Here is a 12186-nt window from a genome sequence, read left to right as displayed (position 1 = left end):
CAAACCGTATAATTCCCGTTTACCACCTCAGCGAACTTGCGGTTCGTACCTGACATGACCAAATTTGTCTTCGTCACCGGCGGTGTGGTGTCTTCCCTGGGCAAGGGAATCGCCTCAGCCTCCTTGGCAGCGATCCTCGAATCGCGAGGCCTCAAAGTCACTTTAATCAAGCTCGATCCCTACCTCAATGTGGATCCCGGCACGATGTCGCCTTTTCAGCATGGCGAGGTTTTTGTCACCGACGACGGCGCGGAAACCGATCTGGACCTGGGCCACTATGAGCGTTTCATCGAAACGCGCATGCGCAAGGCCAACAACTTCACCACCGGCCAGATCTACAAAAGCGTGCTCGAAAAGGAACGCCGCGGCGACTACCTGGGCAAAACCGTGCAGGTCATTCCGCATGTGACCAACGAAATCCAGGAGTTCGTCAAACGCGGTGCCGGCTTCGACACGCCGGATGCGGTGGATGTCGCCATTGTCGAAATCGGCGGCACCGTGGGTGACATTGAATCGCTGCCTTTTCTGGAGGCCGTGCGGCAGATGAGCCTGCGCCTGGGCGCCAACAACAGCGCTTTCGTGCACCTGAGCTATGTGCCGTGGATTGCCGCCGCCGGCGAACTCAAGACCAAGCCGACCCAGCACACCGCCAAACAGCTGCGCGAGATCGGCATCCAGGCCGATGTGCTGCTGTGCCGCGCCGACCGCCGCATCCCCAACGAAGAGCGCGAGAAGATTTCGCTGTTCTCCAACGTGCCCGAATGGGGCGTGATCTCGATGTGGGACGTGGACACCATCTACAAGGTGCCGCGCATGCTGCACGAACAGGGGCTGGACGGCCTGATCTGCGACAAGCTGCGCCTGAACACGCCACCGGCCAACCTCAAGCGCTGGGACGACCTGGTCTATGAAACCGAGCACCCGCAAACCGAAGTCAACATTGCCATGGTCGGCAAGTATGTGGACCTCTCCGACAGCTACAAGTCGCTGAATGAGGCGCTGCGCCATGCCGGCATGAAAAACCATGCCAAGGTGGTGATCGAATACATCGACTCGGAAACCCTCACGCCGGACAATGTGTCACGGCTGGCCCGGTTTGACGGCATTTTGGTGCCCGGTGGTTTTGGCGTGCGCGGCGTGGAAGGAAAAATCTGCGCCGCCCGTTTCGCCCGTGAAAGCAAGATGCCCTACCTCGGCATCTGCCTGGGCATGCAGGTGGCGACCATTGAATTTGCGCGCCATGTGGCAGGCCTCAAGGGCGCCAACAGCACCGAGTTTGACCCAACCAGCCCGCACCCCGTGATTGCACTGATCACGGAGTGGAAAGACGCCGACGGCACCATCAAGACGCGCGATGCCAAGTCTGACCTGGGCGGCACCATGCGCCTGGGGGCGCAAAGCTCGGATGTCGCCGGCGGCACGCTGGCGCACCAGATTTACGGCGATGTGGTGACCGAGCGGCATCGCCACCGCTACGAGGCCAACGTCAACTACCTCGACACCCTGCGCAAGGCGGGCCTGGTCATTTCTGCGCTGACGCAGCGTGAGCAGCTGACCGAGATTGTCGAGCTGCCGCAGGACGTTCACCCGTGGTACATGGGCGTTCAGTTCCATCCTGAATTCAAATCCACCCCCTGGGATGGCCACCCGCTGTTCAATGCCTACATCGCTGCCGCACTCAAGCAGCACGGCGCGGCAGATGTAGACCAGAAAGCCCCTTCCATGCCCCTGAAAGCGGTGGCTTGACCATGAAGCTCTGCGGATTTGACATTGGCCTGGACCAGCCCTTTTTTCTGATTGCCGGCCCCTGCGTGGTGGAGTCGGAGCAGTTGCAGATGGACACCGCCGGCGCCCTCAAGGAAATCACCTCCTCGCTCGGCATCCCGTTTATTTTCAAGTCGAGTTACGACAAGGCCAACCGCTCCAGCGGCATCAGCTTTCGCGGCCCCGGCATGGCCAAGGGCCTGGAAATTCTGGCCAAGGTCAAACGCGAACTGAGCCTGCCGATCCTGACCGACGTGCATTCCGAGGCCGAGATTGCGACGGTCGCAGCCGTCGTAGACGTACTGCAAACCCCGGCTTTTTTGTGCCGCCAGACCGATTTCATCCATGCGGTGGCGCAATCGGGCAAACCGGTCAACATCAAAAAGGGCCAGTTTCTGGCACCGGGCGACATGAAAAACGTGATCGACAAGGCCCGGGCTGCGGCCCGCGAAAAAGGCCTTGACGAGGACCGTTTCATGGCCTGCGAGCGCGGCGCCAGCTTTGGCTACAACAACCTGGTGTCCGACATGCGCAGCCTGGCGATCATGCGCGAGACCCGCGCGCCGGTGGTGTTCGACGCCACGCACTCGGTGCAGCTGCCGGGCGGCCAAGGCACCAGCAGCGGCGGCCAGCGTGAAATGGTGCCGGTGCTGGCCCGCGCCGCGGTGGCGGTCGGCATTGCCGGCCTCTTCATGGAAACCCACCCCGACCCGGCCAAAGCCCTGAGCGACGGCCCCAATGCGGTGCCCCTGAAGCACATGAAGGCGCTGCTCGAAACCCTGCTGGAACTGGACCGGGTGACCAAGAAAAATGGCTACCTTGAAAACCATTTCAATTAACCCCACGGAGAACGCCATGCCCTGCGCCTACATCTTTGTTGACATGCTGATCTCCGATATGGAGCAGTACCAGCAGTACATGGCCGTGGCGCCCGCCGCCGTGGCCGCGGCAGGCGGTGAATACCTGGTGCGCGGGGGCCGCTTCGAGACGCTGGAAGGCCAGTGGCAACCCAGCCGCATCGCCATGTTGCGATTTCCGAGCTACGCGGCGGCCAAGGCCTTTTACGATGGCGAGATGTACCGGGCAGCGCGGGCCAAACGCCTGGGCACCACCGAATTTTTTAACATGGTTTTGGTCGAGGGCGTTGCGGCCCCTGTCTGAGACCTCTTCTCTTCATCTACTTCCGAAGGAAAATAATGAGCGCAATTGTTGATATCGTCGGCCGCGAAATTCTCGACAGCCGTGGCAACCCCACCGTTGAATGCGACGTGCTGCTGGAGTCTGGCGTCATGGGCCGCGCGGCCGTGCCTTCCGGCGCCTCCACCGGCTCGCGCGAAGCCATCGAGCTGCGTGACGGCGACAAATCACGCTACCTCGGCAAGGGCGTGCTCAAGGCCGTGGAACACATCAACACCGAAATCTCCGAGGCCGTGCTCGGGCTGGACGCCAGCGAGCAGGCTTTTCTGGACCGTACCCTGATTGACCTGGACGGCACCGACAACAAATCGCGCCTGGGCGCCAACGCCATGCTGGCCGTCAGCATGGCCGTGGCACGCGCGGCCGCTGAAGAAGCCGGCCTGCCGCTGTACCGCTACTTTGGCGGCAGCGGCGCCATGCAGATGCCGGTGCCCATGATGAACGTGGTCAACGGCGGCGCGCACGCCAACAACAACCTCGACCTGCAGGAGCTGATGATCATCCCCGTCGGCGCACCGAGCTTTCGCGAAGCGGTGCGTTACGGCGCCGAAGTGTTTCATGCACTCAAGAAAATCCTGCATGACAAGGGCATGAGCGTGGCCGTGGGCGACGAGGGCGGCTTTGCGCCCAACGTGCCCAGCCATGAAGCCGCCATCCAGATGATTCTGGAGGCGATTGACAAGGCCGGCTTTGTGGCCGGCGAGCAGATTGCGCTGGGCCTGGACTGCGCGGCCTCCGAGTTTTACAAGGACGGCAAGTATGTGCTGGCGGGCGAAGGGCTGCGCCTGTCGGCCGAGGAATGGACCAACATCCTGGCCACCTGGGTCGACAAATACCCCATCATCAGCATCGAAGACGGCATGGCCGAAGGCGACTGGGATGGCTGGAAAATTCTGACCGAACGCCTGGGCAAGAAAGTGCAGATCGTCGGCGATGACCTGTTCGTCACCAACACCAAAATCCTGAAGGAAGGCATCGACAAGGGCATTGCCAACTCGATCCTGATCAAGATCAACCAGATCGGCACCTTGACCGAAACCTTTGCCGCGATTGAAATGGCCAAGCGCGCCGGTTACACCGCCGTCATCAGCCATCGCTCGGGCGAGACCGAGGACTCGACGATTGCCGATATTGCCGTGGGCACCAACGCCGGCCAGATCAAGACCGGCAGTTTGAGCCGCTCGGATCGCATGGCCAAGTACAACCAGCTGCTGCGCATTGAGGAAGACCTCGGCGACATTGCCACCTACCCCGGTCGCGCAGCGTTTTACAACCTGCGTTAAACGCCGCGCGCCCGCCCCGTCGCCGCCCAGATCGAGTCCCCAGAGCCCAGGCGCCCCGTGGGAAACCGCATCATCCCCGCCATCCTGATAGCGCTGCTGGTGCTGTTTCATGCGCAACTCTGGATTGGCCGGGGCAGCGTTCCCAGCGTGCGGGAGCTGCAGCAGCGGCTGGACGGGCAACTCGCCAAAAACGCCCAGGCCCAGGCCGGCAACGACCAGTTGTCGGCCGAGGTGCGCGACCTCAAGGAGGGCCTGGAGATGGTCGAGGAAAAGGCACGCAGCGAGCTGGGCATGGTCAAGCCCAACGAAATCTTTGTGCAGATCACCAAGTAAGCCCAGTCCGCCAGGGCCTGCAAAGCGTCACCCCGTCAGGCAAGAATGTGCTGAAAGTTGCGCTGCTGGGCGCACCACACACTGGAACAACGCAGCTGGCGGCGGCACTGAACCATGCGCTTGATGGCGCGGCAACCGTTACGCTTGTCGACCTTGCCAGCACCGCTGCGCTTGCGGCAAAACTGGCCCACTACGACCTGACACTGCTCATGGGGCTGGACACGCCGGCGCCAAGCCCGGAACTGGCGGCCCGGCAGCAGGCCGCAGACCAGTCGATTCGCGCGGCGCTGGCGTTTTCGGGCGCGGCCTACCGGGTGATTTACGGGGACGCCTCTGAACGCCTAGAGCAAGCCCTGCGGGAAATTCGGCGCCGGCTGCCTCCAGAAGTACAAGCCGCCGGCCTCGTCAGACCGCCAGAAGGCAAAACCGGCCCCTGGGTCTGGGCCTGCGACAAATGCAGCGACCCGACCTGCGAGCACCGGCTGCTGAGCGACCTGCTGGCCAGCCGCGCCGGCTAGTTGTACCCGCGCTTTTTGAGGCACTTACTGCACGGTGGCGGTCGGCGGTGGCTGGCGGTTCGGGTGGGTAAAAATCTGCGCCGCGTCGACCGGATCGAAGGCGTACTTGGCGCCGCAAAACTCGCAATCGACCTCGACCTGGCCACGCTCCCGCAAAATGCCTTCCACCTCGGCAGTGCCCAGGCCGCGCAGCATGTTGCCCACGCGCTCGCGCGAGCAGCTGCAGGCAAAGCTGGGGCTTAGCGGCTCGAACCGGGTGATGGGCTCTTCCCAGAACAGGCGGCGCAAGATCGTGTCCGCATCCAGCGTCAGCAGTTCTTCACGCTTGAGCGTGCTGGCCAGCAGGGCAATGCGCCGGTAGTCTTCGTTGACGCCAATCTGGTCTTCATTGGCATCGCGGTCAATCTGCCCTTGCAGGTTGCCCTGCCCGGTGACCGGCAGGCGCTGGATCAGCAGGCCCGCCGCCATGCTGCCGTCGGCGGCCAGAATCAGCTTGGTGTCGAGCTGCTCACTCTGCAGCATGTAGTGCTCCAGCACCTCGGCAATGTTCTCGATCTTTTCGCGCTGGTCGCCAAACAGCGGCACCACGCCCTGGTAGGCCTGCTGGCCGGGCAGCTTGTCCTTGGGGTCCAGCGTGATGGCGCAGCGGCCTGCGTTGTTGACATTGACCAGCTCGCTGAGGGAACTGCCCGCCTCAATCGGCCCCGTCACGGTGGCGGTGGCGCGCAGGCTCAGATCGGGCTGCACCTCGGCCACGGCAAGCTTGACCGGGCCGTCGCCAAAAATCTGCAGGATCAGCGCGCCGTTGAACTTGATGTTGCTTTGCATCAGCGCGCCCGCCGCGGTCATTTCACCGAGCAGGTGCATGACCTCCACCGGATAGCCGCCGGCCGCCACCCGGCGCTTGAGGATCTCTCGCCAGGAATCGGTGAGCCGCACCAGCATGCCGCGCACCGGCAGGCCGTCAAAGATGAATTTATGGAGTTCAGACATCAGGCCCCCACGCTCCCCACTTCGTGTGGTTCGCTGCCCCCCGAGGGGGCGCTGCGCCTGCGGCCCCTGCTGGAAGGGGAGCCCTGGCGTTAGAAATTTGGGTGTATTTGTTGGGTTTGGTCATGCTCTGGGTACGGTTCAGGCCATCTTCTTGAGACCGGCCTTGTAACGCCGGGCATTGTCTACATAGTGCTTCGCGCTCATTTTTAAACCCTCGATCTGCTCTGCGGAAAGCTGTTTGACCGCTTTGGCCGGGCTGCCCAGAATCATGCAGCCATCGGGAAACTCCTTGCCCTCGGTCACCAGCGAACCGGCCCCGACCAGGCAGTTCTTGCCGATTTTGGCGCCATTGAGCACCACCGACTGAATGCCGATCAGCGAGCCATCGCCAATGCTGCAGCCGTGCAGCATGACCTGGTGGCCGACCGTGACGTTGTCGCCGATGACCAGGGGCAGGCCGTCGTCGGCGTGCAGCACGCTGTTGTCCTGGATGTTGGAGCCCCGGCCCACGCTGATGGTTTCGGTGTCGCCACGAATCACCACGCCAAACCAGACGCTGCTGTCTTGCGCCAGCGCCACATTGCCCATGACCTGCGCGCTGTCCGCCACCCAGGCGGATTCGTGGAGGGCAGGTTTCATATCGTCCAGCTGGTAAATGGCCATGGCGGTCCTTGAGGGCGGAATCAGGGGAAAGGATTGAATGCCCGATTGTAAGTAGCCGCGCCCGCCCAGGCAGGCAAGCCATGGTTGACAATTGGGCCATGACTGCCCCGCCACCTCCGCCCGAACTGCGCCAGCGTGCGCTGGAGGCGCTGCTGGAGCCAAATTCAGGGCGAAAAGTGCTTATAGCCCACGAATTACGAGGTCAAGCAGCTACCATTTTGATAGCAACAAGCGCGCAACTGCCAGCCCCCGCCGGCCTGCCCGGCTGTCCGCCGCGGCCCGAACTGCGCTCGCACCTGGACGTGCCCAAGCGCTCGCCGCATACCCGTGAGGGCCTGGCCGCGCTGCTGCATGCCGTCACCCACATCGAGTTCAACGCCATCAACCTGGCGCTCGATGCGATCTGGCGCTTTGACGGCATGCCGCGCGCCTACTACCTGGACTGGCTCACGGTCGCTGCCGAAGAGGCCGAGCACTTCAGCCTGCTGCGGGCCCATCTGCAGACCCTGGGCCATGACTACGGCGACTTTGCGGCCCACACCGGGCTGTGGGACATGACGGCCAAGACCAGCCACGACGTGCTGGCGCGCATGGCGCTGGTGCCGCGTACGCTGGAGGCGCGGGGGCTCGATGCGACCCCGCCGATGCAGGCCAGGCTGCGCAAGGTCGGCACGCCGGCCGCCTTGCGGGCGGTCGAAATCCTGGACATCATCCTGCGCGACGAAATCGGCCATGTGGCAATTGGTAACCATTGGTACCGCCACCTGTGCAACCAGCGCGGGCTGGACCCGATCAAAACTTATGCGCAACTGGCAAGCCAGTATGGCGCCCCGCGACTGAAGGGGCCACTGAACCTCGACGCCCGACGCCAGGCCGGGTTTGAGGATGACGAACTGGTCTTGCTGTCCGCAGCGGCTTGAGAGCAGTTTGAGAACTGTGCCGGCCTGCCCTGCATGAATCGCTGAAGCACGCTAGACTGGAATTGCTCAGAGAGGAGTTCGCCATGATCCAGCCCCTGGTTCCTGACCTGCAGGCGCATATCCCGCGCCTTCCCGCAGACGTTGCCCTGCAACTGCCGCAGGGCCAGCAACTGGGCGCGCCCAACGCCCCGGTCAAACTGTCTTTTTCTTCCTGGTCCAGCATTGCCCGCCTGAAGGCAGGCCAGATCGGTGCGCTGGCCGAAGACTATGTCGAAGGCAAGCTGCAGCTCGAAGGCGCCATGCGCGACGTGATGCGGGCGGTCACGCGGCTGCTGCCGGGCAACCCGGTGCAAAGCGACACCGGCTGGTGGTCTGGCTTGCTGCGCCGGGCCAGGTCGCTGGCGGCCCACACGCCCGCCAAGGACGCCGCGCAGGTGCAGTTTCACTACGACGTGTCCGATGCCTTTTACGCGCTGTGGCTGGACCCGCGCCGGGTTTATTCATGCGCCTATTACCGCAACCTGAGCGACGATGCCACGACGCTGCAAGAAGCGCAGGAGGCCAAACTCGACCATCTCTGCCGCAAGCTGATGCTGCAGCCGGGCGAGCGTTTTCTGGACATTGGCGCCGGCTGGGGCGGCTTGCTGCTGTGGGCGGCCGAGCATTACGGCGTGGACGCCACCGGCATCACGCTGTCCAAAAACCAGCATGCCCATGTGCAGCAGCTGATTGCGCAAAAAGGCCTGGGCCGGCGCGTGCGCATGGAACTGCGCGACTACCGCGACATGCCCGAGGACCGCCCGTTTGACAAGATCTCTTCGGTCGGCATGTTCGAGCATGTGGGCCAGGCCAACATGGGCGCCTACTTCGGCAAAATCATGCGCCTGCTGGCGCCCGGCGGGCTGGTCATGAATCACGGCATCACCGCCGGCGGACTTGAAAACCGGCAGCTTGGCGCCGGCATGGGCGACTTCATTGAAAAATACATCTTCCCCGGAGGCGAATTGCTGCACGTCAGCGCCGTGCTGGAGCACTTGACGCGCTCCGGGCTGGAGATGGTGGACACGGAAAACCTGCGTCCGCATTACGCCCGCACACTGTGGGACTGGTCAGACGCGCTGGAGGCCCGGCTCGAGGAAGCACGCCAGGTGCTGGCGGCTGACGGCGGCCCGGAGCAGGCCGAAAAAACCCTGCGCGCCTACCGCCTCTACCTGGCCGGCAGCGCCATGAGTTTTGAGCAGGGCTGGCTGTCGCTGCACCAGCTGCTGGCGACCAAACCGACCGGCGATGCGCGTCAGCCCTACGCCAAGGGCGCGCAGTCGGTTTACCCGTTCAGCCGCGACTATATGTACACCCCCGTCCGGGCTCACTTCGTGTAGCCCGTTCCCCACTCAAGGGGGCGGCGCCTGGGGCCGGCGAAGCCGGACCCGCGGCCCTTGCTGGTGAAATACACCCCCATTGGGTGGCGCCCATGAACTTTTCGACTCAGCATGAGCCGTGGAACCGGCTTTGCCGGGCCACAGGCGGGCGGCCCCCTCGGGGGGCAGGGAGTTACACGCAGTGAACGACCGTGGGGGCCATATCAGCCGCGCGGATGGTGCTGGGCGTGCAGCGACTTGAGCCGCTCGCGCGCCACATGCGTGTAAATCGTGGTGGTGGAAATATCGGCATGGCCCAGCAGCATCTGCACGGCGCGCAGGTCGGCGCCGTGGTTGAGCAAATGGGTGGCAAAGGCGTGGCGCAGGGTGTGCGGTGACAGCGGCGAATGAATGCCCGCCAGCTGCGCGTATTTTTTGACCAGCATCCAGAACATGACCCGGCTCATGCCTTGGCCGCGGCCGGTCACAAACAGGTCGTCGGTCTGCTGGCCGCCCAGAATGTCGGGCCTGGCCCCGGCCAGGTAGCGCTCAATCCATTGCCGCGCGACTTGTCCAAACGGCACCAGGCGCTCCTTGCTGCCCTTGCCCATCACCCGCAGCACGCCTTCATTGAGGCCCAGGTGAAAGGTCTTGAGCCCCACCAGTTCGCTCACGCGCAGGCCGCTCGCATACATCAGCTCCAGCATGGCGCGGTCGCGCTGGCCCAGTGCGGTATCTTCATTCGGTGCCGCCAGCAGCGCCTCCACCTGGGCCTCGCTCATCAGCTTGGGCACGCGCAAGGGCTGCCTGGCCGATTGGAGTTTGAGCGTCGGGTCGGCGCTGATGAAGCGCTCTCGCAGCGCCCAGCGAAAGTAGCGCTTGAACACCGTCAGCCGCCGATTCGCCGAGGTGGCCTTGGTGCTGGCGTGTTTGGCCGAAAAGTAGCGGCTCAAATCCAGCTCGCCGGTGTCGTCCAGCCGGCGCCGGCCCTGCGGCTCGGCAGCCAGCCAGACGGCAAACAGCGACAGGTCGCGCCGGTAGGCCGCCAGCGTGTTTTTCGAGAGGCCATCCTCCAGCCACAAGGCATCGATGAATTCGTCAATACTGGCCTGGCTTTGAGCGTGCATGGACCCTACGATAACAAATGGCCATCAAAAAAAGCCGCCGCGCCGGCCGGTGTCACCCTGAGCCAGCGTGAGCAGCTTAGCTCCGGCCGGAAGGGCCTGCCCGGCCTGGCCTATTCCAGCTTGAGCTTGGCGGTGTCGACCACTTTCTTGTAAACCTCAAATTCGGCCTTGATCTGCGCGGCAAACTGCTCGGGGGTATTGGCAACGATCAGCGAGCCCGTGTCTTCAATGCGTTTGCGAACCGCCGGGTCTTCCAGCGACTTTTTCACGCCAGCGCTGACCTTGTCGACCACCTCCTTGGGCAGGCCCTTGGGGCCGACGATGCCGTAGTAGGCCATGCGGTTCACCGGCTCCAGGCCGAGTTCCTTGAAGGTCGGCACGTCAGGCAGCACCGCCAGGCGCTGCGGCGCGGCCACCACGATCGGAATCAGACGCTTTTGCTGGATAAACGGCAGCGCCGAGGGAATGTTGTCAAAAATAATCGGCACCTGGCCGGCCACCGTGTCGTTCAGTGCCGGGCCGGCACCGCGGTAGGGAATGTGCGTGACGAAGGTGCCGCTCAAGTTTTTGTACAACTCCATCTGCAGGTGGCCGATGCCGCCGGTGCCGGACGAGGCGTAGGAATATTTGCCCGGGTTCTTCTTGAGCTCGGCGACAAATTCCTTGTAGTTCCTGGCCGGAAAGCTGGGATGCACCGCAATGATGTTGGGCGTTGCCGCTATGTTGATGATGGGGGTGAAGTCCGTCAGCGGGTTGTACGGCGTCTTCGGGTTGATCGCCGGGTTGGCCGCCGTGGTGGACACCGTCGCCACGCCGAGCGAATAGCCGTCGGGCACGGCGCGCGCGGTTTCGGTGGCGCCAATCACACCGCCGCCGCCGGCCTTGTTCTCCACGATGACGGTCTGGCCCAGCGCCTTGCCCAGCGGATCGGCAATGACCCGGCCCACGATGTCGGTGGTGCCGCCAGGCGCAAACGGCACCTGCAGCCTGATCACCTTGTTGGGGTAGCCCTGGGCCCATGCAGAACCTGCCGCGCTGGCCAACGCTAACGCAGAAAGGGCAAAGAGAAAACGACGTTGCATGTTCAGATCCTTCAGAGAAAAAGCAGCCCGAATGGTAAACGCAAGCCCTGTTTCGCGCTCCTGTGGAATACGCATAAGGGCAAACCCGCAGGCCGGCGTGGGTTTGCGGTTATTCTTGCCGGGTGAATTTTGCGCAACTACTTTTCCCCGACTTTTCCCTCATCGTCATTGGCTACCTGATCTGCCGCTACACCGCCCTGAACCGCACGGTCTGGCAGCAGGTGGAGGCGCTGGTTTACTTCTTTCTGTTTCCGGTTCTGCTGTTTCATTCGATTGTGAAAAGCCCGCTGGATCTGGGGGCCGCGTCCAGCCTGATCGCCGCCGGGCTGATGGTGAGCCTGAGCGGCATTGCGCTGTCCTACAGCCTGCCGCACCTGCCCTGGCTGGGCAGCCACATCGACAGGCGCGAACACGCCGCCAGCGCGCAGGTGGCCTTCCGGTTCAACTCCTTCATAGGCTTGGCGCTGGCCGACCGGCTGGCGGGCAGCCAGGGCGTGCTGCTGATTGCGGTGCTGATTGGGGTCTGCGTGCCGCTGTCCAACGTGGCCGCGGTGTGGCCCATGGCCAGGCACGCCCAGCGCGGCTTTCTGCGCGAACTGGTGCGCAACCCGCTGATTCTGGCCACCGCCAGCGGACTGGTGGCCAATCTGCTGGGCTTTACCCTGCCGGTATGGCTGGAGCCCACGGTGACACGCATAGGCGCCGCATCGCTGGCGCTGGGCCTGATGGCCGCGGGCGCGGGCATGCAGTTCAGCCACCTGGCGCAAGCCAAAACGCTGGCGCTGGCGTTGCTGGCGATCAAGCACTTTCTGCTGCCGCTGGTGGCGCTGGGTTTGACCCAGCTGTTTGGCCTGTCAGCCACCCAAAGCACGGTTTTGCTGGCGTTTTCCGCGCTGCCCACGGCTTCCAGCGCCTATGTGCTGGCGGCGCGCATGGGTTACAACGGCG

At 63.5% G+C, this 12186-nt stretch carries 13 protein-coding genes; 9 read left to right on the top strand and 4 right to left on the bottom strand.

The features are described 5' to 3' along the window. Positions 1-54 precede the first annotated feature (54 nt). Genes RMO23_RS06080 through RMO23_RS06055 form a run of 6 tightly spaced genes read left to right on the top strand, consistent with a single transcriptional unit; the run spans position 55 to position 5095 of the window. A complete protein-coding gene (locus tag RMO23_RS06080; RefSeq protein ID WP_309679501.1) occupies positions 55-1746 on the top strand; it encodes a CTP synthase in 1692 nt (563 codons plus the stop codon). 2 nt (positions 1747-1748) lie between these two features. Continuing rightward, positions 1749-2603 carry a 3-deoxy-8-phosphooctulonate synthase gene (gene kdsA, locus RMO23_RS06075; protein ID WP_309679499.1) on the top strand — a complete coding sequence of 285 codons (855 nt, stop codon included), beginning with the start codon at positions 1749-1751 and terminating at the stop codon, positions 2601-2603. A 16-nt stretch (positions 2604-2619) separates the two neighbouring features. Next, positions 2620-2925, top strand: coding sequence for a DUF1330 domain-containing protein (locus RMO23_RS06070; RefSeq protein WP_309679497.1), 306 nt, complete (start codon positions 2620-2622; stop codon positions 2923-2925). 35 nt (positions 2926-2960) lie between these two features. Beyond that, entirely contained in the window at positions 2961-4244 is a 1284-nt protein-coding gene (eno, locus tag RMO23_RS06065; protein ID WP_309679496.1) for a phosphopyruvate hydratase, read from the top strand. A gap of 57 nt (positions 4245-4301) precedes the next feature. Then, positions 4302-4577, top strand: a complete 276-nt coding sequence (locus RMO23_RS06060) for a septum formation initiator family protein (protein WP_309679494.1) — start codon at positions 4302-4304, stop codon at positions 4575-4577. A gap of 47 nt (positions 4578-4624) precedes the next feature. Continuing rightward, positions 4625-5095, top strand: a complete 471-nt coding sequence (locus RMO23_RS06055) for a hypothetical protein (RefSeq protein WP_309679492.1) — start codon at positions 4625-4627, stop codon at positions 5093-5095. 24 nt (positions 5096-5119) lie between these two features. On the opposite strand, the gene RMO23_RS06050 is transcribed toward RMO23_RS06055, so the two are convergent. Beyond that, positions 5120-6088, bottom strand: a complete 969-nt coding sequence (locus RMO23_RS06050) for an Hsp33 family molecular chaperone HslO (protein ID WP_309679490.1) — start codon at positions 6086-6088, stop codon at positions 5120-5122. Between the two features lie 138 nt (positions 6089-6226). After that, positions 6227-6751 carry a gamma carbonic anhydrase family protein gene (locus RMO23_RS06045; protein WP_309679488.1) on the bottom strand — a complete coding sequence of 175 codons (525 nt, stop codon included), beginning with the start codon at positions 6749-6751 and terminating at the stop codon, positions 6227-6229. Positions 6752-6849: 98 nt separating this feature from the next. Here RMO23_RS06045 and RMO23_RS06040 point away from each other — a divergent pair, with 98 nt between their 5' ends. Both RMO23_RS06040 and RMO23_RS06035 read left to right on the top strand, forming a co-directional pair. After that, positions 6850-7671 carry a ferritin-like domain-containing protein gene (locus RMO23_RS06040; RefSeq protein WP_309679486.1) on the top strand — a complete coding sequence of 274 codons (822 nt, stop codon included), beginning with the start codon at positions 6850-6852 and terminating at the stop codon, positions 7669-7671. An 83-nt stretch (positions 7672-7754) separates the two neighbouring features. After that, a complete protein-coding gene (locus RMO23_RS06035; protein WP_309679484.1) occupies positions 7755-9050 on the top strand; it encodes a class I SAM-dependent methyltransferase in 1296 nt (431 codons plus the stop codon). A gap of 203 nt (positions 9051-9253) precedes the next feature. Here the strand turns inward: RMO23_RS06035 and xerD are convergent, their stop codons facing one another. Both xerD and RMO23_RS06025 read right to left on the bottom strand, forming a co-directional pair. Further along, the gene (gene xerD, locus RMO23_RS06030; RefSeq protein ID WP_309679482.1) at positions 9254-10156 is read right to left on the bottom strand and encodes a site-specific tyrosine recombinase XerD; all 903 of its coding nucleotides are present in this window, start codon (positions 10154-10156) and stop codon (positions 9254-9256) included. Positions 10157-10266: 110 nt separating this feature from the next. Next, positions 10267-11238, bottom strand: coding sequence for a tripartite tricarboxylate transporter substrate binding protein BugE (locus tag RMO23_RS06025; RefSeq protein WP_309679480.1), 972 nt, complete (start codon positions 11236-11238; stop codon positions 10267-10269). 122 nt (positions 11239-11360) lie between these two features. On the opposite strand from RMO23_RS06025, the gene RMO23_RS06020 reads away from it, so the two are divergent. Further along, a partial coding sequence (locus RMO23_RS06020) for an AEC family transporter (protein ID WP_309679478.1) occupies positions 11361-12186 on the top strand: 826 nt, incomplete at its 3' end.

The organism is Polaromonas sp., assembly GCF_031411155.1.
Taxonomy (GTDB): Bacteria; Pseudomonadota; Gammaproteobacteria; order Burkholderiales; family Burkholderiaceae_C; genus Polaromonas.
Note: the sequence above shows the minus strand (reverse complement) of the source record. Positions and strands in the feature narration are given on the sequence as shown.

What these genes read in the sequence shown, in the direction of transcription:
- kdsA (WP_309679499.1), top strand. Translation starts at nt 1,749, where the DNA reads ATGAAGCTCTGCGGATTTGACATTGGCCTGGACCAGCCCTTTTTTCTG.
- RMO23_RS06045 (WP_309679488.1), bottom strand. Translation starts at nt 6,751, where the DNA reads ATGGCCATTTACCAGCTGGACGATATGAAACCTGCCCTCCACGAATCC.
- RMO23_RS06050 (WP_309679490.1), bottom strand. Translation starts at nt 6,088, where the DNA reads ATGTCTGAACTCCATAAATTCATCTTTGACGGCCTGCCGGTGCGCGGC.
- RMO23_RS06070 (WP_309679497.1), top strand. Translation starts at nt 2,620, where the DNA reads ATGCCCTGCGCCTACATCTTTGTTGACATGCTGATCTCCGATATGGAG.
- RMO23_RS06080 (WP_309679501.1), top strand. Translation starts at nt 55, where the DNA reads ATGACCAAATTTGTCTTCGTCACCGGCGGTGTGGTGTCTTCCCTGGGC.
- RMO23_RS06040 (WP_309679486.1), top strand. Translation starts at nt 6,850, where the DNA reads ATGACTGCCCCGCCACCTCCGCCCGAACTGCGCCAGCGTGCGCTGGAG.
- RMO23_RS06025 (WP_309679480.1), bottom strand. Translation starts at nt 11,238, where the DNA reads ATGCAACGTCGTTTTCTCTTTGCCCTTTCTGCGTTAGCGTTGGCCAGC.
- xerD (WP_309679482.1), bottom strand. Translation starts at nt 10,156, where the DNA reads ATGCACGCTCAAAGCCAGGCCAGTATTGACGAATTCATCGATGCCTTG.
- eno (WP_309679496.1), top strand. Translation starts at nt 2,961, where the DNA reads ATGAGCGCAATTGTTGATATCGTCGGCCGCGAAATTCTCGACAGCCGT.
- RMO23_RS06035 (WP_309679484.1), top strand. Translation starts at nt 7,755, where the DNA reads ATGATCCAGCCCCTGGTTCCTGACCTGCAGGCGCATATCCCGCGCCTT.